At 57.9% G+C, this 22,914-nt stretch carries 21 protein-coding genes and 1 riboswitch; of the genes, 13 read left to right on the top strand and 8 right to left on the bottom strand.

The window, feature by feature from the left end; all coding sequences use genetic code 11:
- Positions 1-128: 128 nt before the first annotated feature.
- From ACR3EM_RS13550 to rplT, 4 genes are all read left to right on the top strand, one after another.
- On the top strand, positions 129-566 hold the full coding sequence (locus ACR3EM_RS13550) for a universal stress protein (RefSeq protein WP_480471183.1): 438 nt from the start codon (positions 129-131) through the stop codon (positions 564-566).
- 14 nt (positions 567-580) lie between these two features.
- Positions 581-2,131 carry an alanine/glycine:cation symporter family protein gene (locus tag ACR3EM_RS13545; protein WP_480471182.1) on the top strand — a complete coding sequence of 517 codons (1,551 nt, stop codon included), beginning with the start codon at positions 581-583 and terminating at the stop codon, positions 2,129-2,131.
- 183 nt (positions 2,132-2,314) lie between these two features.
- Positions 2,315-2,515, top strand: a complete 201-nt coding sequence (gene rpmI, locus ACR3EM_RS13540) for a 50S ribosomal protein L35 (protein WP_010443552.1) — start codon at positions 2,315-2,317, stop codon at positions 2,513-2,515.
- A 14-nt stretch (positions 2,516-2,529) separates the two neighbouring features.
- Positions 2,530-2,895 (top strand): 50S ribosomal protein L20, encoded by a 366-nt coding sequence (gene rplT / locus ACR3EM_RS13535; protein WP_008756009.1) that lies wholly within the window; start codon positions 2,530-2,532, stop codon positions 2,893-2,895.
- A 113-nt stretch (positions 2,896-3,008) separates the two neighbouring features.
- Here rplT and ACR3EM_RS13530 read toward each other — a convergent pair whose 3' ends face one another.
- The gene (locus tag ACR3EM_RS13530; RefSeq protein WP_480471181.1) at positions 3,009-3,983 is read right to left on the bottom strand and encodes a glycosyltransferase family 2 protein; all 975 of its coding nucleotides are present in this window, start codon (positions 3,981-3,983) and stop codon (positions 3,009-3,011) included.
- Positions 3,984-4,222: 239 nt separating this feature from the next.
- On the opposite strand from ACR3EM_RS13530, the gene ACR3EM_RS13525 reads away from it, so the two are divergent.
- Positions 4,223-5,329: a saccharopine dehydrogenase family protein gene (locus ACR3EM_RS13525; RefSeq protein WP_480471180.1), complete on the top strand. Its 1,107-nt coding sequence runs from the start codon at positions 4,223-4,225 to the stop codon at positions 5,327-5,329.
- Positions 5,330-5,332: 3 nt separating this feature from the next.
- Positions 5,333-6,844 (top strand): L-piperidine-6-carboxylate dehydrogenase, encoded by a 1,512-nt coding sequence (gene amaB / locus ACR3EM_RS13520; RefSeq protein WP_480471179.1) that lies wholly within the window; start codon positions 5,333-5,335, stop codon positions 6,842-6,844.
- A gap of 36 nt (positions 6,845-6,880) precedes the next feature.
- On the opposite strand, the gene ACR3EM_RS13515 is transcribed toward amaB, so the two are convergent.
- Positions 6,881-8,458, bottom strand: a complete 1,578-nt coding sequence (locus tag ACR3EM_RS13515; RefSeq protein ID WP_480471178.1) for a DUF5928 domain-containing protein — start codon at positions 8,456-8,458, stop codon at positions 6,881-6,883.
- Between the two features lie 140 nt (positions 8,459-8,598).
- Here ACR3EM_RS13515 and ACR3EM_RS13510 point away from each other — a divergent pair, with 140 nt between their 5' ends.
- The gene (locus ACR3EM_RS13510; protein ID WP_480471177.1) at positions 8,599-9,417 is read left to right on the top strand and encodes a sulfotransferase family protein; all 819 of its coding nucleotides are present in this window, start codon (positions 8,599-8,601) and stop codon (positions 9,415-9,417) included.
- Between the two features lie 167 nt (positions 9,418-9,584).
- On the opposite strand, the gene ilvD is transcribed toward ACR3EM_RS13510, so the two are convergent.
- The gene (ilvD, locus tag ACR3EM_RS13505) at positions 9,585-11,417 is read right to left on the bottom strand and encodes a dihydroxy-acid dehydratase (RefSeq protein WP_480471176.1); all 1,833 of its coding nucleotides are present in this window, start codon (positions 11,415-11,417) and stop codon (positions 9,585-9,587) included.
- 107 nt (positions 11,418-11,524) lie between these two features.
- Here ilvD and ACR3EM_RS13500 point away from each other — a divergent pair, with 107 nt between their 5' ends.
- Complete coding sequence (locus tag ACR3EM_RS13500) at positions 11,525-12,088, top strand: helix-turn-helix domain-containing protein (protein WP_480471175.1); 564 nt, start codon at positions 11,525-11,527, stop codon at positions 12,086-12,088.
- A complete protein-coding gene (locus ACR3EM_RS13495; RefSeq protein ID WP_480471174.1) occupies positions 12,085-12,354 on the top strand; it encodes a CBU_0592 family membrane protein in 270 nt (89 codons plus the stop codon). Before ACR3EM_RS13500 ends, ACR3EM_RS13495 begins: the two co-directional genes overlap by 4 nt.
- A gap of 17 nt (positions 12,355-12,371) precedes the next feature.
- Here the strand turns inward: ACR3EM_RS13495 and ACR3EM_RS13490 are convergent, their stop codons facing one another.
- A complete protein-coding gene (locus tag ACR3EM_RS13490) occupies positions 12,372-13,049 on the bottom strand; it encodes an energy-coupling factor ABC transporter permease (RefSeq protein WP_480471173.1) in 678 nt (225 codons plus the stop codon).
- Between the two features lie 55 nt (positions 13,050-13,104).
- Positions 13,105-13,316, bottom strand: a riboswitch (cobalamin riboswitch).
- Between the two features lie 141 nt (positions 13,317-13,457).
- On the opposite strand from ACR3EM_RS13490, the gene sseA reads away from it, so the two are divergent.
- Together sseA and ACR3EM_RS13480 are read left to right on the top strand one after the other, a co-directional pair.
- Positions 13,458-14,312, top strand: coding sequence for a 3-mercaptopyruvate sulfurtransferase (gene sseA / locus ACR3EM_RS13485; RefSeq protein ID WP_480471172.1), 855 nt, complete (start codon positions 13,458-13,460; stop codon positions 14,310-14,312).
- Positions 14,312-15,496, top strand: coding sequence for an amino acid aminotransferase (locus tag ACR3EM_RS13480; protein WP_480471171.1), 1,185 nt, complete (start codon positions 14,312-14,314; stop codon positions 15,494-15,496). Before sseA ends, ACR3EM_RS13480 begins: the two co-directional genes overlap by 1 nt.
- Positions 15,497-16,054: 558 nt before the next feature.
- Here the strand turns inward: ACR3EM_RS13480 and ACR3EM_RS13475 are convergent.
- Entirely contained in the window at positions 16,055-17,377 is a 1,323-nt protein-coding gene (locus ACR3EM_RS13475) for an ammonium transporter (protein ID WP_480471170.1), read from the bottom strand.
- A 33-nt stretch (positions 17,378-17,410) separates the two neighbouring features.
- On the bottom strand, positions 17,411-17,749 hold the full coding sequence (locus tag ACR3EM_RS13470) for a P-II family nitrogen regulator (RefSeq protein ID WP_480471169.1): 339 nt from the start codon (positions 17,747-17,749) through the stop codon (positions 17,411-17,413).
- A gap of 258 nt (positions 17,750-18,007) precedes the next feature.
- Here ACR3EM_RS13470 and ACR3EM_RS13465 point away from each other — a divergent pair, with 258 nt between their 5' ends.
- Positions 18,008-20,191, top strand: coding sequence for a transglycosylase domain-containing protein (locus ACR3EM_RS13465; RefSeq protein WP_480471168.1), 2,184 nt, complete (start codon positions 18,008-18,010; stop codon positions 20,189-20,191).
- A gap of 46 nt (positions 20,192-20,237) precedes the next feature.
- On the opposite strand, the gene leuB is transcribed toward ACR3EM_RS13465, so the two are convergent.
- Positions 20,238-21,341, bottom strand: coding sequence for a 3-isopropylmalate dehydrogenase (leuB, locus tag ACR3EM_RS13460; RefSeq protein WP_480471167.1), 1,104 nt, complete (start codon positions 21,339-21,341; stop codon positions 20,238-20,240).
- A 91-nt stretch (positions 21,342-21,432) separates the two neighbouring features.
- Between leuB and ACR3EM_RS13455 the strand changes: the two genes are divergently transcribed.
- Entirely contained in the window at positions 21,433-21,960 is a 528-nt protein-coding gene (locus tag ACR3EM_RS13455) for a redoxin domain-containing protein (protein ID WP_480471166.1), read from the top strand.
- Positions 21,961-21,966: 6 nt separating this feature from the next.
- On the opposite strand, the gene ACR3EM_RS13450 is transcribed toward ACR3EM_RS13455, so the two are convergent.
- On the bottom strand, positions 21,967-22,860 hold the full coding sequence (locus ACR3EM_RS13450) for a LysR family transcriptional regulator (protein WP_480471165.1): 894 nt from the start codon (positions 22,858-22,860) through the stop codon (positions 21,967-21,969).
- Between the last annotated feature and the right edge of the window lie 54 nt (positions 22,861-22,914).

Raw genomic sequence — 22,914 nt, 5'->3', positions numbered from 1 at the left:
TCTCTCTGTTTTTCCGTGTTTTTTAGGGATACTCGCCCCTAGGGCAGTCTACTCAAACAAGTTCCAGGTTCCGGCTGCCCTGCCGGGAGCGAGGGTCCCGGCCAAATCAACAATAACGGAGGAACGGCATGACAACGAAAATTGTCATAGGGCTGGACGGGACAGAAACCGGAGAACGCGCGATCACCTTTGCCAAAGATCTGGCAGGGCTCATCGGATCATGCGAGCTTCTGGCGGTTTATGTCATCGAATGGTCTCCTTTCACATTCCAGACACCAGAAGAAAACGCATTGCGCCACAAGCGGCGTGAAGAAGAGGTGGCGTTGGCCACGTCGCGGATCATTGAGCCAGCGGTCGAAGCGCTGAAGGCTGCAGGGTTCGAGGCGCGCGGCATCGTCCGTCACGGAGATGTGGCGGAAACGTTGAACGCAATCACGGTTGAAAACGGCGGTACTCAGATCGTTGTAGGCCGGGCCTCGGCAGATGGATTCAAGAAGCGCCTGTTTGGCAGTTCGACCCAGAACCTTGTCATGCACGCCGACGTTCCCGTCACGGTCGTGAACTGAGGGGAGAGATGATGATGAAAATTCAGAACAAACTGGGTCTGGCCGCGCTTACCGCTCTGGCCGCAGGTCCTGCCGCCGCTCAGGAAGCGGTTGGGTTGGACGACAAGATCAATCAGGCCTTTGCAGATTTCACCGGGCCGTTCGTCAGCTTTATCTTTGCTCCGTTCCCGGGCACCGGGTTCCCGTGGATTGTGGGTTGGCTGGTGATCGCGGCAACCGTGTTCACGCTGTATTTTGCCTTTGTTCAGCTGCGCTTTTTCGGGCATGCGATCAGCCTCGTGAAAGGCGATTATTCTGACCCCAATGATGCGGGTGAGGTTAGTCACTTTCAGGCGCTTGCCACGGCTCTGTCTGGTACGGTCGGTCTCGGGAATATCGCCGGTGTGGCGGTTGCCGTCGGGATTGGTGGTCCGGGTGCGACTTTCTGGATGATCGTCGCGGGTCTGCTGGGCATGGCGTCGAAATTCACCGAATGTACGTTGGGCGTGAAATATCGCAATGAATACGAGGACGGCACCGTTTCCGGTGGTCCGATGTATTACATGTCCAAAGGGTTCGACGAACTGGGCCTGCCGGGCGGTAAGATTCTGGCCATTCTGTTCTCGATCTTCTGTATCCTTGGCGCGCTGGGCGGGGGCAATATGTTCCAGGCCAATCAGGCGCATCAGCAGATTGCGGGTATTGTCGGAGATTATCCGGGCTGGATCACCGGTCTGGTCTTTGCAGGTATCGTCTTTGCCGTGATCGTTGGTGGCCTGAAATCCATCGCACGGGTGACTGAAAAAGTCGTGCCGTTCATGGGTGTCATGTATGTGGCGGCGGCGTTGGTCATCATTATCATGCATGCAGACCAGATCGGTTGGGCCTTCGGCCAGATCTTCGCAGGTGCCTTCACAGGGCTTGGTGTCGCCGGCGGTATGGTCGGCGCGCTGATTCAGGGCTTCCGCCGTGCGGCGTTCTCGAACGAAGCGGGCGTTGGTTCTGCGGCCATCGCACACTCGGCAGTGCGGACGAAGGAACCGATTACCGAAGGCTTTGTGTCTCTGCTGGAGCCGTTCATCGATACGGTTGTGATTTGTACCATGACCGCGCTGGTGATCATCATCACGCAACAGCTGATTATCGATCCGGCAACTGGCAACTACATGCTGAACGAAGCAGGCAACGCGATTGCAACCGTTGACGGCAATACTGGTGTCAGCCTGACATCGGCGGCGTTCGGCAGCGCATTCAGCTGGTTCCCGTTCATTCTGGCGATTGCCGTGGTCCTGTTTGCCTTCTCGACCATGATCAGCTGGTCCTACTACGGCCTGAAGGCCTGGACCTACCTGTTCGGCGAAGGCCACACCAAGGAACTGGTGTTCAAGATCATCTTCTGCATCTTCGTTGTTATCGGTGCGGCGGCCAACCTTGGCCCGGTCATCGACTTCTCGGATGCGGCGATCTTTGCGATGGCGGTTGTGAACGTCTTCGCGCTCTACTTCCTGATGAAAGTGGTGCGGCAGGAGCTGGCCTCTTACGCAGAACGGCTGAAGACCGGAGAAATCCGCAAATTCGGCCACTAAACCATTCCACCGGGGCGGCCCCGCGCGGCCCCGGTGCCTGACCCGATGCGAAAAGCGCAGAATCTGGGCCAAACCCCCTTGCCAGTATGACCGAACTTGCGTAAATGGCGCTTCTGATCGCGTGACCGGCCGAGATGGCATGCCGAGTCGCGTCTGAAACCGAACCCGGAAAAGGAGACGGAAATGCCTAAGATGAAGACCAAGTCGAGCGCCAAGAAGCGCTTTAAGGTGACTGCGACCGGTAAGGTCCTTGCTGGCCAGGCCGGCAAACGGCACGGCATGATCAAGCGGACCAAGAAATTCATCCGCGACGCCCGTGGCAACACCACCCTGTCCGCCCCCGACGCCAAGATCGTCAAGGGCTACATGCCCTACGACCGCTAAGAGGAGATTAGAAGATGTCCCGCGTTAAAGGTGGAACCGTAACTCACGCCCGTCACAAGAAGGTCATCAAGGCCGCCAAAGGTTACTATGGTCGCCGCAAGAGCACCTTCAAGGTTGCCCGTCAGGCCGTCGACAAGGCCAACCAGTATGCAACCCGCGACCGTAAGAACCGCAAGCGCAACTTCCGCGCGCTGTGGATTCAGCGTATCAACGCTGCTGTCCGTTCGCATGACGAGGCTCTGACATATTCCCGCTTCATCAACGGCCTGAACCTGGCCGGTATCGAAGTGGACCGCAAAGTTCTGGCCGACCTTGCCGTGCACGAACCGGAAGCGTTCGGCGCGATCGTGGCCAAAGCTCAGGCAGCTCTGGCCGCCTGATCCTCTGATACAGAGACAGTGAGCAAAGGGGTCGTTCCAAAAGGAACGGCCCTTTTTTGTTTCAGCCCTCTCTTTGTCCGATACCTGAAACGGGGGCGACCATCGAATTCACTCTATGTTTGGGCCTGCCGCGTTCCAAGCGCGAGGAGCTCTTGCCGTAGCTGCTGGATTCCCGGAGCCTTCAGGACTTCTTTCAACTGCCTGCGCCACAGTCTCAGAGATTTCTTTCGCAAGAGGAACAGCCTGCCATTGGACAGTTGGTTCAATCGCTGCATCTCATCCTGTACCGGGCCAACCCAGCGCTGTATAGAGCGATCTTCCTGATCATTAAACGACATTCTTTTCCAGTATTGCATCTGGACCTTTCGATCGGGATGAGAGGCGCTGCCGCGGGCGGATTTCAGCAGAAAGCTTGAAAGATCACGAACCGCATAATGATTGACTTGCGCCACTGCTCGTTTCTGAGGGTCGAGTGCGCGCCAACCCAATTCGCGGAATTGCCCTTGCTGCAAGCCTGATCCGTTGATCCGGCGTGGGGCTTCTATGAGAGGGGTCTTGGCGCGATGAATGCCGGGTCGCTCGAAAGCGCTGGTGCGAAACAGAGTCTTGACCCCACGCCACCGCTCTTTGATCAGATTTTCGTCCTCGGCCATGAAGAAGCGGCTTATCACAAGGTCTGGCGACAATTCGGTTTCGGCGCAGTCACCAAAAAGTCGCCAGTTGATTGCCATTTCGTCGAACGCATCCCCGACCGCATCAAAAAGCGCTGAAAGCGTGCCGTCGCCTGCCTGGATATTGAGAAATTCGTCACCATCCAGGGCCATACACCATTGGCACTCCTGGTATTCAGGCGATAGAGCAGAACGTCTATAAGCACGGTTCTGCCATTGCCGGTTCGGTGCTGCATTTCTGAAGTACTGGATTACGCCCAGCCGATTTAACGTACGCAGGGTCTTCTGCGTCTCGTCAGTGGAATCGTTCTGATACACATGGATATCCGTAAAGCCGATCAAACGATGATAGGCCACCCACTCGAGTATGTTTGGACCTTCATTCTTTACGGTCGTAACCAGAAGTGTTCGGCTCATGGTGGGTATGTGGCGTCCGTAAAAGGGCAGTTGGCCTGTTCTATCCTGATGTCGGTGCTGCACGAAAGGCTTGCACCGTAGTTTCCACGTTCAGAAAACGCGCGCAATTCGTACATACGACATATTGTCGGAAGTGGCGATTAATTGACGAAATCAACGACCTTTTCGTCAAGATACATCCTGCAGCCCGAACAAACCGTGCCTCATACTTGAAGCAAACGAAAAGATGGAGGCGCGTTTTGAACTGGAATGTTTGTATCGTCGGGGCAGGAAAGATCGGTCAGATGATCGCCACCCTGCTGAAATCGTCGGCGCATTATTCGGTAACGGTCGCAGATCATGATCTGTCCGCTTTGTCCGCATTCAAGAAGCGCGGCATTCCCACCCGACAGATCGATGCAACGGATAGCGTGGCGCTCGAACGGGCACTTGCAGGGTTTGATGCCGTTATTTCAGCGGCTCCGTTTTTCCTGACCCCCGCGATTGCAGGTGCGGCCAAGGCAGTTGGTGCGCATTACTTCGACCTGACCGAGGACGTGGCCGCCACAAATGCGGTGCGTGATCTGGCGCGTAACAGCGAAACTGCATTCATGCCGCAATGTGGTTTGGCCCCCGGATTTGTCGGAATTGCGGGCGCGGCCCTGGCATCTGAGTTTGATGAGATCGACAGCCTGCACATGCGGGTCGGTGCATTGCCGCTCTATCCGACGAATGCTCTTAAATACAATCTCACCTGGTCAACGGACGGGTTGATCAACGAATACTGCAACCCCTGCGATGCTATCGTGAATGGAGAGCGGACGAAAACTGCGCCGCTCGAAGATTATGAACTGATTGGCCATGACGGTGTGGAGTATGAATGTTTCAACACCTCGGGTGGCCTGGGCACATTACCGGAGACGTTAGAAGGTAAGGCGCGCGCAGTGTCTTATCGCTCGATCCGGTATCCGGGGCATCGCGATATTCTGCGTCTCTTGCTGAACGATCTGGGGCTTGGGCGTCGTCGCGATCTGCTGAAAGAGATTTTCGAAACGGCCCTACCGCGTACCGATCAGGATGTCGTACTGGTCTATTGCACCGCCAAAGGGATGGTTGATGGTACGCTGCGCGAGAAATCCCTGATCAACAAATCCTTCGCCCGCACAATCGATGGGCAGGTCTGGAGCGCGATCCAGATCACTACAGCGGCGGGTGTGCTGGGTGTCGTCGATCTGATGCGGGTGGGTGTGCTGCCCTCGAAAGGCTTTGTCCGGCAAGAGCAGGTGAAGCTTGCCGATTTCCTAAGCACCGAATTTGGCCGGCTCTATCGCGCCGGTGACGTCACCGAACAGAACAAGGCGGCCTGAGATATGAAAGATGTTGTGATGAATGCTGAAGCTACTCTTGCGAAACTGGACTTGACCGCGGCAGAGCTGACAGGGGGCGCATTGCGCGTAACCTCTCCGATCGACGGCAGCCTGCTGGCTGAAGTGCATGAAACACCGGTGTCCGAGATGGGGGCCATCTTTGATCGTTCGAAAGCAGCGTTCAAGGCATGGCGCGTGGTACCTGCACCGCGCCGGGGCGAGCTGATCCGCTTGCTTGGGGAAGAGCTGCGCGCCGCCAAAGACGACCTCGGCGCGCTTGTCAGTTGGGAGGCGGGCAAGATCACTTCGGAAGGTCTGGGCGAAGTGCAGGAGATGATTGACATCTGCGACTTCGCAGTTGGTCTGTCACGGCAGCTTTACGGTTTGACGATTGCATCTGAGCGCCCGGGCCACCGGATGATGGAAACATGGCATCCGGCGGGACCGGTAGGTGTGATTTCTGCCTTCAACTTCCCGGTTGCCGTATGGTCGTGGAACGCCGCGTTGGCTCTGGTCTGTGGTGACCCAGTGATCTGGAAGCCGTCCGAGAAAACGCCATTGACCGCTATGGCCTGCCAGAAGATCTTTGAGCGCGCTTTGGCTCGCTTTGGCGATGCACCCGAGGGTCTGCTGCAGACCCTGATCGGCGGCGCTGATTTGGGTGAGGCACTGGTTGCCAGCGAGGACGTTCCGGTCATCTCAGCCACCGGTTCGACCCGTATGGGTCGCGCGGTTGCGCCGATTGTGGCGCAGCGCTTTGGTAAATGCATCCTTGAGCTGGGCGGTAACAATGCGATGATCGTGGGCCCCTCGGCCGATCTGGAAATGGCTGTGCGTGCGATTGTATTCTCGGCCGTTGGGACAGCAGGTCAACGCTGCACTACATTGCGTCGCCTTATCGTGCACAACTCAATCCGCGAGGAACTGGTTGCGCGTCTGAAGAATGCCTATGCCGATCTGCCGATTGGCAACCCGTTGACCGAGGGCACGTTGATTGGCCCGCTGGTGGACGAAGCCTCGGGCAATGCCATGAGTGCCGCCCTTGAGGCTGCCAGGGCTGAAGGCGGAAGCGTGTTCGGCGGCAATCGCGTGACCGAAGGCGTGCCGGGTGGCGTCTATATGCAACCGGCCATCGTGGAGATGCCGGGCCAGACCGCAACAGTGAAGACCGAAACCTTTGCACCGATCCTCTATGTCATGGGCTATGACGACTTTGCCGAGGCGATCGATCTCCAGAACGACGTGCCGCAGGGCCTGTCCTCCTGCGTGTTCACGCTGAATATGCGCGAGGCGGAACAATTCCTGACGGCTGCTGGTTCGGATTGCGGCATTGCCAACGTCAATATCGGCCCGTCGGGGGCCGAGATCGGTGGGGCGTTTGGCGGTGAAAAGCAAACTGGCGGCGGGCGCGAGAGCGGCTCGGACGCGTGGAAGTCCTATATGCGGCGTCAGACCAACACGGTGAACTACTCGGCTGAACTGCCGCTGGCGCAAGGAGTCAAGTTCGATATCTGAGCCAGGTCTCCGGCGGTGTTTGGTGCGCCGCCGGACCTAATCTGCAAACAGATAATCCAACTGCATCACCGCATGTGCCTGACCCGGTTCAAGGTCAAGAAACTTGGCAATGACCGCCTCGTTTTCGGCGCGATTTGCAGACTCTCGCAGATAAAACAGCCCGTCATTTTGCGTGCCCCGGATCTGTTCGGATTCGAAGGCCAGAGCATTGCGCAGCGTTGGTAGCAATCGCCCCAAAGTGTCGTCCGAGCTATTCTGCCCGGCCAGCCCGACACGATGGGCGTGACCCTTCAGATATGCGTCGGAATAGTTGCAGTCGATTTCCAGTATGCGCGTTTCCGCCTGATCAGAGCAGAAATCCTGAATTGCATCCAGATTGGCCGGATCGAGGCAGAGCACCAGCCTGTTGTCTCCAAAATGATCGAACAACATCCGCATCACCGCACGCCGATGACGCGCGCGTTTCTTCAAAGTAGTTTCGATACCCCCAAGGTCGGGCAGTGCTGTCTCTTGCTCATCAAAGATGTATTCAATACAGGGCGTGTTGGTCTCAGACGCGATCTGATCAACCAGGCGCTTGGCTACGTGCCATTTCTTACAAACGATCAGAAGCACCTGACGGTTTGGACCTAGCGTATTTCCCGCTTCCCAGAAGCGTTGGCCAAAACGCCGCCCAACCCGCCCACGCCCCGTGAGGAAATGATAGAGGTTGCGCCCTTCATCCGAGATATCGAATGCGACCCCTTCACTGGCATAGAGCTGACCCAGCCGCTGTTTCAACTCATGCGCTTCAGCGCTGATCTTGCGCGCGAACAGATAATCCTGGCCCAGCAGCATGTCATAGTGATCGTTATAGAAAGTCACGGGCATCCCGTAGTCCGAAAACATCAGGAACGTCAGCGTCCGATTGTCGATCTCTTGCCTTGGGATCAGGTGGCGGACAAGGGTTTGAAAAAAGGTTTCGTCCGGGATCCAGGTGGTCGAGAAGAACCGGATCACATCGCGGCGCTGGCGCAGGAAATCAAGGATCATCTCAACCGTGCGGCGGCGCAGACACCACCATTGGCTGCCGATCATGATCTGCAGGTCAGCGGGGATTTCGCGCGTCAGGCCAAACCGCTTTTGGGTTTCATATGACGCGTAGAACAGGCGCGATTGCGTGCGTTCGTTGAAATAATGACGATAGATCAGCCGGTCCTCTTTCATGCCGGTCTTGATCCAGTTGCTTTCAAAGAAGTCATGGCTTTCGATGAAATCCATATCACACTCGTCGAGAAAGCGATGCGCGTACTCCGCTGTCTTGATCGCCATGCAATCGCCCGAAAGCATGTAGAAATGGGTGGCACGTGGGAAGGCCTCCACTGCGGCTTGCAGCGCATTCAGCGTGGCCTGGACAAGCGACCACTCCCCCCAGCCGCACTTTATCCGTTTGCGGGCGAAGGTAACGTTCGGGTTGTCCCTCAATGCGTCGCGGATGCGCGTATAGGCTGCCTCACTGGCGCGGGCGTCGAAATGGATCGCCATGCAATCCCCCGCCGCCGTCAGCTGCCCGGCCTGATCAATGATCGCGTCAGGGTCTTTGTGACATAGCAAGATATAGGCAATCTTTGCCATTTGCGTTTCGCTATTCCCCGTTTCTACCGTTCGCGACCGTGATACTGAGGATGAGCGATTGAATAAACAGAATATTTTTGGTTCTTTGGGCCAATACCGCCGAAGTATCACTCCGATATCCGGCCAAGGAGGCGCAGCAGATGGGTTTTCCCGGAACATGGATGACCGAAAGCCAGAGCATGGTGTACCGCGTGGTGCCGAAATGCGCCTGCTCGACCATTGGCCAGATCATGTATTATTCGGATCACGGTCGGTTTTTTGGTGGTGATATCCATGACGCCAAGGACGGGATGCACAAATGGGCTTTTGGGGCCAGCCAGGACCCGATCTCGCGCAACGTGCGATCACATGAATCCTATACGTTTACCTGTGTGCGAAACCCATATACCCGCATCCTGAGCTCGTTCTTCGACAAGATCTGCGGCATTCAGCGCAACGGTAAACGCTATCGCGGTAATCTGGTGCCAACGCTGATTTACAATTACGGGATCGAAGTGGGCGGCGAAGACGGTAAGGGTGAGTTCGATCAGATCGCCAGTTTCCGTCGATTTCTTCTTTTCGCGCGGGATACCATCCGTTGGCGTCGCCCGATGGACCCGGATATTCACTGGTCCGCCATGTCTGGCCATGTCTCGACCCTGATTGCAAATGGCGGGCGCTATGACCGGATTTTCTGGACCGAGAAGTTCAACGATGGGATGCAGGGTGTTCTGGACAACCTCAAGACCGCACACCCGGTGACCCTGTCCGAAATTCCGCGCTTTAATGAATCCGAAGGTCACGGACCCAAACGCGCGCATCCGGTCGAGGATTATTTTGACGATCTGTCCATGCACCTGGTCTATGAAATCTACAAACAAGATTTCGAACTGTTTAAATACGATTTCGAAAACCCGGCCAATAAGATGCCGGTAGGTGAGATCGATCTGGACGAGATTCACGCCAAGCTGGGTGACTGAGTCACTTAGACTAAAGAGCAAGACCACCCGCCCATCGTTAATGTCTCTGATGAGACATCTCCTCTGGTTGGGCCCGGCGCCGCGCGGCGCGGGCCCAAGTCCGCAAGGGGTATCGGCTTTGCCGATAGCACGTAGCGGGCGCGGGAGCGCGCCCATCTTCGTAGACCCTAGACCTGGCGAACAGCACCTTTCGCCGCGCTGGTGGTTAGCTTGGCATAGGCCTTCAGCGCCGTAGACACCTTGCGTTTGCGCGGTGCTGCGGGATGCCAGCCTTTTTCATCCTGTTCTTCGCGCCGGGCGGCCAGATCTTCATCGGACACCGCAAGATGGATGCTGCGGTTCGGGATGTCGATTTCGATGGTGTCGCCGGTTTGCACCAGCCCGATTTCACCACCCTCTGCCGCCTCGGGCGAGACATGGCCGATTGATAGACCCGAGGTGCCGCCCGAGAAGCGGCCATCGGTCAGCAAAGCGCAGGCTTTGCCCAGACCTTTGGATTTCAGGTATGAGGTCGGGTAGAGCATCTCTTGCATGCCCGGCCCGCCGCGCGGGCCTTCGTAGCGGATCACGACCACGTCGCCTTCTTTGACCTTTCCGGTCAGGATGTCGTTCACCGCCTGGTCCTGGCTTTCGCAGACATAGGCTGAGCCGGTGAATTTCAGGATGTTCTCGTCAACACCTGCAGTTTTCACAATGCAGCCGTCGCGGGCAATGTTTCCGAACAGTACCGCAAGACCGCCATCCTGGCTAAAGGCATATTCTTTCGAGCGGATCACGCCGCCTTGGCGGTCGGTATCCAGCTCCTTGTACCGGTTCGACTGGCTGAAGGCCTGAGTGGTGCGCACTCCGCCTGGTGCAGCCTTGAACAGTTCCTGCGCTTTGGGATTGTTGGCGATCTTGATGTCCCAATTGGCAATCGCTTCGCCCATCGTAGCCGAATGAACGGTTGCGCAATCTTCGTGCAGCAATCCCGCACGGCTCAGTTCGCCAAGGATTGAGAAGATGCCACCGGCGCGGTGCACGTCTTCCATATGCACATTCTCGGTATTGGGTGCGACCTTACACAAACAAGGCACTTCGCGGCTGAGGTGGTCCATATCGGACATGGTGAAATGCACCTCGCCCTCATGCGCAATGGCCAGCAAGTGCAGTACCGTGTTGGTCGAACCGCCCATAGCGATGTCGAGGCTCATGGCGTTCTCAAAGGCCTCGAACGTAGCGATCTCGCGTGGCAGGAAGCCTTTTTCGTCCAGATCATAGTGCCGCTTGGTGATCTCGACGATCCGGCGACCGGCCTCAAGGAACAGCTCTTTGCGGTCCGCGTGTGTGGCAAGGGTCGAGCCGTTGCCCGGCAGTGCCAGACCCAGCGCCTCGGCCAGACAGTTCATCGAGTTGGCAGTGAACATGCCCGAACACGAGCCGCAGGTGGGGCAGGCGTTTTCCTCGATATGCTGAACCTGTTCGTCGGTGAAGCGGTCGTCAGCAGCGGCTACCATCGCATCCACAAGGTCGATTTTCTTGGCGTCCAGATCGGCGATATCGATCTTGCCCGCTTCCATCGGACCACCCGAGACGAAGATGGCCGGGATGTTCAGGCGCATGGCCGCCATCAACATGCCGGGGGTGATCTTGTCGCAGTTCGAGATACAGACCATCGCGTCGGCGCAATGCGCGTTGACCATGTATTCCACCGAATCCGCGATCACCTCACGCGAGGGCAGCGAATACAGCATCCCGTCATGGCCCATGGCGATGCCATCATCGACCGCGATGGTGTTGAACTCTTTCGCGACACCGCCGGCTGCCTCGACCTCGCGCGCGACCATCTGGCCGAGGTCCTTCAAGTGGACGTGACCGGGCACAAACTGGGTGAACGAGTTTACGATAGCGATGATCGGTTTGCCGAAATCATCGTCGCCCATACCGGTGGCGCGCCACAAACCGCGGGCACCGGCCATGTTGCGGCCATGGGTAGAGGTTCTGGATCGGTACAATGGCATGATGCTGTTTCCCTTTTGCCTCGGGTTGCATGTCTTGGGGTTCGTACGTTATAGCGCACGTATCACATGTGCGCTATAACGTACAAGAGGATTCGGAAGTTGATGATATGGCACCGGACGACATAACGCTGAAATTACGGGACGTGCGGACGGCGTCCGGGCTGAGCCTGTCGAAGGTGGCTGAAATGACCGGGGTCAGCAAAGCCATGCTGGGCCAGATAGAGCGCGGCGAATCCAGCCCCACCATCGCGACCTTGTGGAAAATCGCCAAAGGCTTCCAGCTACCACTCAGCGCGCTGATCGATACGGCGCTGGGCGACCCGTCTGTTTTCCAGACCGTGACCTTCCCCGGGACCATAGAGGTCAAGATCGTCTTTCCCTTCGACCCCGCCCTAGGGGCCGAGACATTTCACGTCAGCTTGCATCCGAACCAAAGCCACGAATCCCCCGCCCATGCCGCTGGTGTGACCGAGGAGGTGTTTGTTCTTTCAGGTACGCTCGAGATTCTACGCGATCGGGAATGGGTATCTTTGCAGGCCGGACAGGGCTTGCGCTTTGCCGCTGATATCCCCCATGGATACCGCGCGGGTGCAGAGGGTGCCGCATTCCTGAACATGCACCACTACGCCCAGCACAACGAGTATTCTGAAAACGGCAAGGCCCATTCATGACTGCAGTTCTCGACAGCCTCACCATCGTCGACGCTATTGGCTCGTTTGGGGCTTTGATCGTGGTCGCGGCCTATTTTGCGACACAGATGCGGATGATGAACTCTGACGATCTCGCGTTTCCGGTGGTGAACCTCTTGGGGTCGGTTCTGATCGTCTATTCGCTGCTCGAGAATTTCAATCTGGCGTCGATGCTGATCGAGGGGTTCTGGATTCTGATCAGCATGATCGGGATCATTCAGCATTTCAGGTTGCGCCGCGCAAAGTAGTGCGCGGCGCGGGATGTTTAGGCTGCGCTGAGAAGACGTGGCGTGAACAGGCCGAGCTTGTTCAGACCCTTCATGGATTTCGCAGCCGCAAGAACGGCAAGATCGGCCAGGGGCTCAATCAGGATAACCATCATGTAAGCTCCGCCAAAGCTGGCCACGGCGGCGATGTTTTCGGCACCGAAACCCTGACCGTAGAACGCCCAGAAGGCCACCCATAGTACGACACCACCCTGATAGGCGGTCGACAGCGCAAGTGCCTGAGAATACTTGAGGTCAACATAGGCCGTATTCGGCGCAATGACGCGGTTTGCCAACGCCTGCAGGGCAAACAGAGGCACCAGCAACGTCGTCATGTTCATTCCGAACTGGGGCAGATCGAAGGGTGCCAAGAAAAACCCTTGAACAAAGAGGCCCAGGATCAGACCAATCGCAGCCGGGGCGGCACCGAACAAAAGAAACAGTGTCGAGCCCAGAATAAAGTGCACCTCTGACACTCCCACCGGGAAATGAGGCAGAACTTCAAAGAATGTGAAAACAAGGCCGGTTGTCAGGGCAGACCGCACTGCAAGGCTTGCAACACCACTGTTTTTGACGCTCTCCCACGCCAGCTTCAGACTATAAAGCCCTGCCCCGGCCGCGGTGGCATAGCTCAGGACAAGTTTGGCGCCGTTAACGACGCCCGGTTCGATATGCATAGTTTGTTCTCCTTACCGTCACACCCGACGGTAGAAACGTGTTGAAATTGGGCGGATGCCCGGTTTGTGCATGGCAGGTCTCCTGACTCGCGGATTGGGATCGATCCCGGCCTTCCCAACCGATCATTTCGGTCAGTGGCCCTGATGGGGCGATACTCCGCTTACAGTTGCGGGGGCAGTTCCGGAATTGACAGGATTTGTCGCACCGGATTCCCTTTTCATCCCTCTGGGGAAACCCCTTTGGGAACCATGTCGCACAGATTTCTGCCACAGAATGCTGTCTGTCAAGCACGCCAAGCATGTGGTTGGAAAAAAACGTTCCCCGCGCGGGTTCTGAACTGCGGCGTGACTTGAACGTTTGGCCGTGCCCATATAGGGAAAATCCAAGCTCGCTCAGGGGAGGCTTTGATGCAGGACGATCCGAAAACTCTCGTATCCACAGACTGGCTGGCCGCGCATCTCAAGGACCCGGATCTGCGGATTTTGGACGGGTCCTGGTATCTGCCCGCGCAGAACCGCGATGCGAAGGCCGAGTATGATGTAGGCCATATCCCCGGTGCACGGTTCTTTGACATTGATGACATTGCTGATCACCGTTCGGACCTGCCGCATATGGCACCCCCGGTTGAGAAATTCATGTCCCGCCTGCGGGCGATGGGGGTGGGCGACGGCCATCAGGTCGTTGTCTATGACGGGGCCGGGCTGATGTCTGCCGCACGCGTCTGGTGGCTGTTCCGTTTGATGGGTCAGGACAATATTGCCGTTCTGGATGGGGGGCTGCCGAAATGGCAGGCCGAAGGTCGCGAGATTGAGGACCTGCCGCCCGTCGTTCGCGATCGCCATATGACCGTTCGCGTACAAAACCATCTGGTGCGTGACGTGACGCAGGTTTCAGCTGCGGCCAAGCTGAACGATCATGAGATCATCGATGCGCGCTCGACCGACCGCTTTGCCGGAACAGCGCCAGAACCACGCGAAGGTTTACGCTCGGGTCATATTCCGGGCTCTCGCAATGTGCCCTTTGGCACGCTGTTGAAAGCAAATGGCACCATGAAGTCGCCGGAAGAGTGCCACGCCATATTTGAGGCCGCAGGCGTAGATCTGTCGAAACCCGCAATCACATCCTGCGGCTCGGGCGTCACGGCTGCGATCCTCAGCCTTGCGCTTGAGCGCATGGGTAAAAAAGATCATTCGCTTTATGACGGCTCCTGGGCTGAATGGGGTGCCTTCCCAACCCTGCCCGTCGCAACCGGAGAGAACTGATGTTCGAGAACCTCAAGCCACAGCCAGCCGACAAGATTCTGGCGCTGATGCAGATGTATCGCGATGACCCGCGCGATCAGAAAATTGACCTGGGGGTTGGCGTTTATAAAAACGCTGAGGGCATCACCCCGGTCATGCGCGCCGTGAAAGCGGCTGAAAAACGCATTCTGGAAGAGCAGGAGACTAAGGCCTATACCGGTTTGGCCGGTGATCCAGCCTATGCCGATGCCATGATCGGTCTGATTTTGGGTACATCGGTCCCGCGCGCCAACATCGCCGCCGTGGCGACGCCGGGCGGCACCGGTGCCTGCCGTCAGGCGTTTGAGATGATCCGCATGGCCAATCCGTCGGCCCGTGTTTTTGTGTCGAACCCGACTTGGCCGAACCATCTGTCGATCCTGAACTATCTAGGAATCGAGACGGTCCAGTATCGTTATTTCGACGGTGAAACCCGCGGCGTCGATTTCGACGGCATGATCGAGGACCTGAAAACCGCCAATGCGGGCGATGTGGTTCTGCTGCACGGCTGCTGTCACAACCCGACCGGAGCCAACCTGAACATGGTGCAGTGGCAGGAGGTCGTGAACCTGATCAACGAGCGAGGCCTCGTAGCGATGATCGATATCGCCTATCAGGGCTTCGGCGACGGCCTTGAAGAGGATGCGCAGGCGACCCGTCTGGTTGCCTCATCGGTCAAGCGCTGCCTGATCGCGGTGTCCTGCTCGAAGAACTTCGGCGTCTACCGCGAACGGACTGGTCTGCTGATGGCGATCAGCGACGATGCGGCGCAAACGGCTCTGAACCAATCGACACTGGCTTTCCTGAACCGTCAGAACTACTCGTTTCCGCCAGATCATGGTGCGCGGGTGGTAACGACGATCCTGAATGATGACGCGCTGCGCGCCGACTGGGCCGCTGAGCTGGAAGAGATTCGTCTGTCCATGCTGGGCCTGCGTCAGCAACTGGCTGACGAATTGCAACGCCTTAGCGGGTCGGATCGTTTCGGGTTTGTCGCACAGCACCGCGGCATGTTCTCGCGCCTTGGTGCGGCACCTGAACTGGTCGAGCAACTGCGCAACGATCACGGGATCTACATGGTCGGCGACAGCCGCCTGAACATCGCCGGTCTGAACGCGACCACCGTGCCAATTCTGGCGCAGGCGATTGTAGACGTCGGGGTCTGATTCCAACGAAAATGGTTTGCTGAGCGCTGCGCAAACGAGCGCAGCGTTCAGTGAGATTTGTATTGGGTTTTCTCAAAGTCATCTTGCCCGCTCGGCTATGACCATATTTCTTTGTCACCAGCGATGGCAGAGACAACTGCCTTTGCACGTTGCTCAACTCCGGGCATATAGGAAAGGCCCATATGCTCAACCTCAATGTATATCAAATAGTTGGCAACATCAGTTTGGGTGCTACCGTTGCGCAGTTGGCCAGCTGCTGACATAAGATACGTATCGTACTCATCCGCGAAGGGTTCGGATTGCTCATCTCGCCAGCAATCTCCGGGGGCTAGTAACCCAATAGGATCCCAAAGTGACCATCCTATGTCGCGTAGCCGGGGTAAATTAATTCGAGGATTACGAGAAGAGTGCATTGCTGTCGTCATTCAATTGTTCCCCCAGACGGTTTCATAGGGGCACCATTTTGAAAAGCGGCACTTCGACGAAATACAATTCTCGGGGATAAATAAAAAAACCGGGCGCGGACGCCCGGTTTTGATTGTGCTTTGATGGGGAGGTTTAGCCCTTCGAAAACTCCGGATAGGCTTCCATGCCCAGTTCCGCCATGTCGAGGCCGTTGATCTCGTCCTCTTCGCTGACGCGGATACCAAGAGTGGATTTCAGGATCACCCACAGGATCAGCGCGCCGACAAAGGTGAACACACCGTAGGCGACAATGCCGATCAGCTGAGTGATCAGGCTCGCCTCACCGTAGAAGATCACGGCGATGGTGCCCCAGATGCCTGCGAACAGGTGAACCGGGATGGCACCCACGACGTCGTCGATCTTGAACTTGTCCAGCATCGGAACCGCGAAGACCACGATGATACCGCCGACGGCACCAATCCAGAGCGAACCGAACAGGGTCGGGGCCAGCGGCTCCGCCGTGATCGAGACCAGACCGGCCAGCGCGCCGTTCAGAACCATGGTGAGGTCGGGCTTTTTGTACATGACCTGTGTCATGATCAAAGCGGCGACGGCGCCAGAGGCCGCGGCCATGTTGGTGTTGGCAAAGATGCGCGACACGTCGGACACGTCCCCAACAGTACCCATTGCCAGCTGTGAGCCTCCGTTGAAGCCGAACCAGCCCAGCCACAGGATGAATGTACCCAAAGTGGCCAGCGCCAGGTTTGAACCGGGCATCGGATGTACCTTGCCATCTTTATACTTGCCGATACGCGGGCCAAGGATGATGGCACCTGCCAGAGCGGCCCAGCCACCAACCGAGTGTACAACGGTCGAGCCGGCAAAGTCCGAGAAACCGGCTTCGGACAGCCAGCCGCCACCCCACTGCCAGGACCCCGAGATCGGGTACAGAACACCAGTCAGAACGATGACGAAGATCAGGAAGGGCCACAGCTTGATCCGCTCTGCCACAGCACCTGAGACGATCGAGGCGGTTGCAGCCACAAACACCAGCTGGAAGAAGAAATCCGAGCCAATCGATGCGTAGTCGAGCGCTGCGTCAGCGGGCGCAACGCCAACGGCATCGAGTTGTGTGGTCGAGAAGAACGGCCCCAGCCAGCCAGCGATGGTCCAGCCGTCGCCAGGATACATCAGGTTAAAGCCGATCAGCCAGTACATGATCGCGGCAAAGGAAAACAGCGCAACGTTCTTGATCATCTGCATTGCGACGTTTTTCGACCGCACCAGACCGCCTTCCAGCATGGCAAAGCCAGCGGCCATGAAGAAGACCAGAAAGCCCGCCATCAGGAACAGCAGTGTGGTGAAGATATATTGGGTATGCAGCGCAGCCTCGCCTTCGGCAGCCTCTTGCGCCAGCCCCATCTGCGGCAGCACAACAAGTGCGGCGGCAGGAATGATGAATTTCATCAGGTTCATTGTCAGTCCTCGAATGTTTTGGAAGCGGGGCGCTTAAAGCGCGTCCTCGTTGGTTTCCCCGGTCCGCACGCGCATGGCCTGCTCGACATCGAGGACGAATATCTTGCCGTCACCGATCTTGCCGGTTTTGGCTGTTGTGGTGATGGTCTCGACGATCTGGTCGGCCATGGTGGCGGGCACCACGATCTCGAGTTTGATTTTGGGCACGAAGTTCACAGCATATTCCGCGCCCCGATAAATTTCCGTGTGGCCAGATTGCGAGCCGAAGCCCTTGATCTCGGTCACCATCATGCCGCGCACGCCCGCGTTGGTCAGTGCCTCGCGCACCTCCTCGAGCTTGAACGGCTTGATTGTCGCAATGATCAGTTTCACGTCTTTCCCCTCTATCGTCCCGGACAGACCGGTATTTTGCACCTGCAGAAAAAGAGCGTGACATCGCGCGTTAGGAAACGATTCCGGAGGGGTGACGCGGGGAAAAAGAATGAAAAGTTGCACAATTTTTGCACAAACAGAGAGGCAGGATGAAAAAATAGGCAGTTTTACGAGGGGAAATACCGGAAATTCACACCTCTACATGGCTGCTTTGCCAAGGTATGGTGACGCAAAAGCATAAACGGGCAGAGTTTGAGCATGACTGAGTCCAAGCGCCGCAAGCCTACATTGGTCGCGGACAAAAGATACCCCTCGAAGGGTCGCAAGCCTGCGGCAACCAAGCGGTCTGCCAAACCGGCGGGCAAGAAAGCGGCTGCGCGCAAAACCGCCACACGCAAGACGGCGCGCCGGAAATCGCGCCGCAGTTCGGGCGGCAAGGGTGGCGGTATCTTCCGCCGTCTGTTCCGTTGGATTTGGCGTCTTTTCTGGGGAATCACATGGCGGGTGGGTGCCGTCGCGGGCCTGCTACTGGCGTTGGCGGTCGGCGTCGTCTACTCTTCTTTGCCCGAGGTCGATGCCCTGCTGGACGGGCGCGCAAAGGGTTCGGTGACGTTGCTGGACCGCGATGGCAAGGTATTTGCCTGGCGCGGGGATCAGTTCGGCGGAGTAATCACGGCGGATACGGTCTCGCCTCATCTCAAGAACGCGGTGATCGCGACCGAAGACAAGCGGTTCTACCGTCATTTCGGCGTCAGTCCGCGTGGTGTCGCCAGTGCGGTGCGGATCAACCTCAGCGAAGGGCGCGGGCCGTTGTCGGGCCATGGCGGCTCGACCATCACGCAGCAAACGGCGAAGTTGCTGTGTCTGGGTGTTCCATACAACCCAGCTGATTGGGAGTCCGAGGCGGCCTATGAGTCGGATTGTCGGCAGGGGTCGCTGTGGCGCAAGGCGAAAGAGGCTGTTTATGCCATCGCGATGGAGGTGAAATACTCCAAAGACGAAATCCTGACCATCTATCTGAATCGCGCATTCCTTGGGGCGGGCGCACGCGGGTTCGAAGCGGCCAGTCAGCGCTATTTCGGTATCTCCGCAGCCGAGGTCAGCCCGGCAGAGGCTGCCATGCTGGCCGGTCTGTTGGTGGCACCCACGCGCTATGCGCCAACGAATAACCTGCAGCGTTCACAGGATCGGGCGCGGTTGGTGGTCGGTCTGATGGAAGATCAGGGCTATCTGAGCCAGGCGCAGGCCAGCGAGGCCCGCAGCCGTCCGGCAGAGCTGTCCGAGGCGGCGGCAGCGCGTGCCGGTGGATATTTTGCGGATTGGGTCATGGCGAGCGGACCAGAATTCTTTACCCGCAACACCACCGAGGATGTTGTGATCCGTACCACGCTGGATCAACGCATTCAGCAATCGGCGGAAGAGGCGTTGCAATTCATCTTTCAGGAAAAGGTGCGCGAAGGGTCAAAGGCACAGGCCGCCATTGTTGTGATGTCGGCGGATGGCGCGGTCCGCGCCATGGTGGGCGGGCGCAAGACCCGAGTATCAGGGGCGTTCAACCGGGCCACACAAGCGCTGCGACAGACCGGGTCGTCGTTTAAGCCCTTCGTTTACGCCACCGCGCTGGAACTGGGCTATTCGCCTCTGGATACGGTGATGGACGAGCCCTATTGCGTCGACATCCCCGGGTCGGGTCAGTGGTGCCCCAAGAACTACACCAACAAGTTCTATGGCCGGGTGACGCTGGCGGATGCCCTGAAAAACTCGCTGAACATCCCCGCCGTTAAAGTGGCTGAGATATCGGGGCTGGAAAATGTCCGAACCGTGGCCAGCGGTTTTGGCATCACGAGCGATCTGGCGCAGGGTCCGGCGCTGGCGCTGGGCGCATCAGAAAGCACGTTGATCGAGATGACGGGCGCTTATGCGGGTATCCTGAATGGCGGTTCGTCGGTCGAGCCGTATGGCCTGACCGAGCTGAAGTTGTTAGGCGAAACCGAACCGGTGATGGTGACGACCACCGGGATCGGTGAGCGCGTGATCAATGACAAGGCTGCGAAACAACTGACCTGGATGATGGAGCGCGTCGTTTCGGAAGGCACTGGAGGGCGTGCGAAACTGCCCGGCTGGCAGGTGGCGGGCAAGACCGGCACAACGCAGGCCGCCAGGGATGCGTGGTTTATCGGCTTCACTGCCGACTATGTGGCGGGTGTTTGGATGGGATATGATGACAACACGCCCTTGGCGGGTGTCACAGGCGGTGGGTTACCTGCAGAGATCTGGAAAGAGACCATGGCCCGCGTCACCGAAGGGATGACGCCCACACCATTGCCGATGCTGGCGCCTGATCCGCCCGTGCGTACGGCACAACCCAGACAGCAGCGCCGCAAGAACAATGGTTTTGAAAATGCGATCAACAACCTGCTGAATAACATTTTCGGAAACTGACGAAGCAAAGAAAAAAGGCGGTGCATATGACACCGCCTTTGACGTTTCAGGCGCTCGCGTCCAGCGCAGCGACAATCGCGTCGCCCATTTCCGAGGTCGAAACTGGCTGAACGCCTTCCTCGGCCAGCAGATCCGCAGTGCGGACACCATCGGCCAGAACCTTCTCGATGGCGGCTTCCAGACGATCCGCCTCGGCACCCTGGTCAAAGCTGTAGCGCAGCGCCATGGCAAAGCTCAGGATACAGGCGATCGGGTTGGCTTTGCCTTCACCCGCGATATCCGGCGCTGAACCGTGGACCGGCTCGTACATCGCCTTGGGGCGACCATTCGCCATCGGAGCACCGAGCGATGCAGATGGCAGCATACCCAGTGAGCCGGTCAGCATCGCGGCGCAGTCGGACAGCAGATCGCCAAACAGGTTGTCGGTGACGATGACATCGAATTGCTTCGGTGCCCGCACCAATTGCATGGCACCGTTATCCGCGTACATGTGGGTCACTTCGACTTCGGGATATTCCTCGGCCACGCGGTTCACGACTTCGCGCCACAGGATGCCCGATTCCATGACGTTGGCCTTTTCCATCGAGCACAGCTTTTTGTTCCGACGCATTGCCAGTTCAAAGGCCGAGCGCGCGGCGCGTTCGATTTCGGATTCGGTGTAGCGTTGGGTGTTGATGCCCACACGCTCATTGCCTTCCTCAAAAATGCCGCGCGGTTCGCCGAAATACACACCCGAGGTCAGCTCGCGCACGATCATGATATCCAGACCGGCCACGATGTCCTTCTTCAGCGACGAGAAATCGGCCAGCGCGTCAAAACACTGTGCCGGGCGCAGGTTCGAGAATAGATCCATTTCCTTGCGCAGGCGCAGCAGGCCGCGCTCGGGCTTAACCGAGAAGTCCAGGTCGTCGTATTTCGGGCCACCCACGGCACCCAGCAGCACCGCGTCAACCTCTTGCGCTTTTGCCATGGTCTCATCCGACAAAGGCTTGCCGTGCGCGTCATAGGCCGCGCCGCCCACAAGGTCCTCGCTCACGTCAAAGTGAAGGCCGCGATTGGTGCCGAACCAATCGATGACTTTGCGCACTTCGGCCATGACTTCGGGGCCAATTCCGTCTCCGGGCAGGATGAGGAGCGAGGGGTTGGACATGAAGGATCTCCTTGCGTTTCGTTGCACAGGCCCTAGCGTTTGCGGCGCATCGGGTCAATGAGACGAACCCGCCAAAACACGAGGAACAGACATGCTGACACCCGGAAAACCCGCCCCATCGCTGAAAATCGAAACCGTGAGCCACGGCACCTTTGATCTTGAGCGTGACACAGGTGAAAACGGGACGCTGGTGATTCAGTATCGCGGTCTGCATTGCCCGATCTGTATTCGCCAGATGGGCGAGGTCGAAGCAGCGCTGGATGACTTCGCCGAACTGGGTATCGAGGTGATCATGATCACCACGGATACAGGCGAACGCGCGGCTGAAACGGTCGAGAAAGCCGGGGTCTCAAAACTGCGCGTGGGGTATGGTTTGTCGATGGTCGATGCGCGTGACACCTGGGGGCTGAATATCTCGGTCGCACGCGAAGGCAGCGCTGAGCCTGCGCTGTTTGCTGAGCCGGGGCATTTCTATATCAAACCGGATCAAACCCTGTACTACGTCTGGCAGCAGACGACGCCATTCGCCCGGCCTCCGATGTCGGATATTGTCGGAGGGTTGAAATTCACCCTCGCCAATGACTATCCAGCGCGCGGCACCTATACTGGCGCGCTGTAGGAGGCATCACAATCTGGCCTTCAACCCCTCAGCCAGCAGATTCCAGACCCTGCGGATGCGTGGGGTCTGACGCATGGCTTGCGGGGCGGCCAGCCAGACCGGCAGAACGGGTATCTCGGCTTCGATATCCAGCACCTCAACCGCCGGATCCGCCTGTGCGATGCTGAGTTGGCTGAAGCCGACACCGCAGCCTGCGCGGATCAGCTCCCAATAGGCGGTCTGGTTGTCGCAGCGGGTGGCAAAGCTGTCACGGCTGGCAGGCCAGCCTTTGTTGCGCATGGCGGTGATGATGTCCTGATTAGCGTCGAACCCTACCAGATCATGCTGCATCAATTCCTCGGGGGTCGTTGGACGCCCGGCGCGTTCCAGATAGGATCGCGCAGCACAAAAGCAGAGCGGAAGCTCTCCGATATGTTTGGCCACGATGTCGACCTGCTCGGGGCGATACATGCGCACGGCGATGTCGGCCTCTCGATACAATAGGTTCTCGCTGGCATCCGAGGCGACCAGATCAAGCTGTATGGCCGGCTCCTCCTGGCGGATCGCGGCCAGGATGGGAGGCAGCAGGTGGTGCGAGACAAAGACCGAGGCGGTGATCCGGACCGAACCCTCAAGCTGTTGCGCCTGCCCCGCCGCCGTCAGCCCAAGCGCGTTAACCGCGCCGTGCATCTGCTGAGCCATCGGCAACACCTGTTGCCCAACTTCGCTGAGTGTCAGGCCGCGCGCATGTCGGTCGAACAGGGGCACGCCCAGTTCTTCCTCAAGCGCATGCACTTGTCGCCCCAGTGTCGGCTGACTGCGCCCCAACCGCCGCGCCGCAGCTGAAAGCGAGCCGGTTTCAGCCACGGCCAGAAAGCTCTGGATCAGGGACCAGTCGGAAAGCTGCAGAGGGTTTGCCATTCAAAAACGAATACATGATCTGCGGTTATTGGCAATTCATCAATGCATGCGAAT

It is taken from the genome of Ruegeria sp. AH3 (genome assembly GCF_056536265.1).
This window is presented reverse-complemented; position numbering and strand designations above follow the sequence as displayed.

Excerpts from the sequence above, each read along its gene's own strand:
- ACR3EM_RS13550 (WP_480471183.1), top strand. The coding sequence starts at position 129 with ATGACAACGAAAATTGTCATAGGGCTGGACGGGACAGAAACCGGAGAA.
- ACR3EM_RS13545 (WP_480471182.1), top strand. The coding sequence starts at position 581 with ATGAAAATTCAGAACAAACTGGGTCTGGCCGCGCTTACCGCTCTGGCC.
- rpmI (WP_010443552.1), top strand. The coding sequence starts at position 2,315 with ATGCCTAAGATGAAGACCAAGTCGAGCGCCAAGAAGCGCTTTAAGGTG.
- rplT (WP_008756009.1), top strand. The coding sequence starts at position 2,530 with ATGTCCCGCGTTAAAGGTGGAACCGTAACTCACGCCCGTCACAAGAAG.
- ACR3EM_RS13530 (WP_480471181.1), bottom strand. The coding sequence starts at position 3,983 with ATGAGCCGAACACTTCTGGTTACGACCGTAAAGAATGAAGGTCCAAAC.
- amaB (WP_480471179.1), top strand. The coding sequence starts at position 5,333 with ATGAAAGATGTTGTGATGAATGCTGAAGCTACTCTTGCGAAACTGGAC.
- ACR3EM_RS13515 (WP_480471178.1), bottom strand. The coding sequence starts at position 8,458 with ATGGCAAAGATTGCCTATATCTTGCTATGTCACAAAGACCCTGACGCG.
- ACR3EM_RS13510 (WP_480471177.1), top strand. The coding sequence starts at position 8,599 with ATGGGTTTTCCCGGAACATGGATGACCGAAAGCCAGAGCATGGTGTAC.
- ilvD (WP_480471176.1), bottom strand. The coding sequence starts at position 11,417 with ATGCCATTGTACCGATCCAGAACCTCTACCCATGGCCGCAACATGGCC.
- ACR3EM_RS13500 (WP_480471175.1), top strand. The coding sequence starts at position 11,525 with ATGGCACCGGACGACATAACGCTGAAATTACGGGACGTGCGGACGGCG.
- ACR3EM_RS13495 (WP_480471174.1), top strand. The coding sequence starts at position 12,085 with ATGACTGCAGTTCTCGACAGCCTCACCATCGTCGACGCTATTGGCTCG.
- ACR3EM_RS13490 (WP_480471173.1), bottom strand. The coding sequence starts at position 13,049 with ATGCATATCGAACCGGGCGTCGTTAACGGCGCCAAACTTGTCCTGAGC.
- sseA (WP_480471172.1), top strand. The coding sequence starts at position 13,458 with ATGCAGGACGATCCGAAAACTCTCGTATCCACAGACTGGCTGGCCGCG.
- ACR3EM_RS13480 (WP_480471171.1), top strand. The coding sequence starts at position 14,312 with ATGTTCGAGAACCTCAAGCCACAGCCAGCCGACAAGATTCTGGCGCTG.
- ACR3EM_RS13475 (WP_480471170.1), bottom strand. The coding sequence starts at position 17,377 with ATGAACCTGATGAAATTCATCATTCCTGCCGCCGCACTTGTTGTGCTG.
- ACR3EM_RS13465 (WP_480471168.1), top strand. The coding sequence starts at position 18,008 with ATGACTGAGTCCAAGCGCCGCAAGCCTACATTGGTCGCGGACAAAAGA.
- leuB (WP_480471167.1), bottom strand. The coding sequence starts at position 21,341 with ATGTCCAACCCCTCGCTCCTCATCCTGCCCGGAGACGGAATTGGCCCC.
- ACR3EM_RS13455 (WP_480471166.1), top strand. The coding sequence starts at position 21,433 with ATGCTGACACCCGGAAAACCCGCCCCATCGCTGAAAATCGAAACCGTG.
- ACR3EM_RS13450 (WP_480471165.1), bottom strand. The coding sequence starts at position 22,860 with ATGGCAAACCCTCTGCAGCTTTCCGACTGGTCCCTGATCCAGAGCTTT.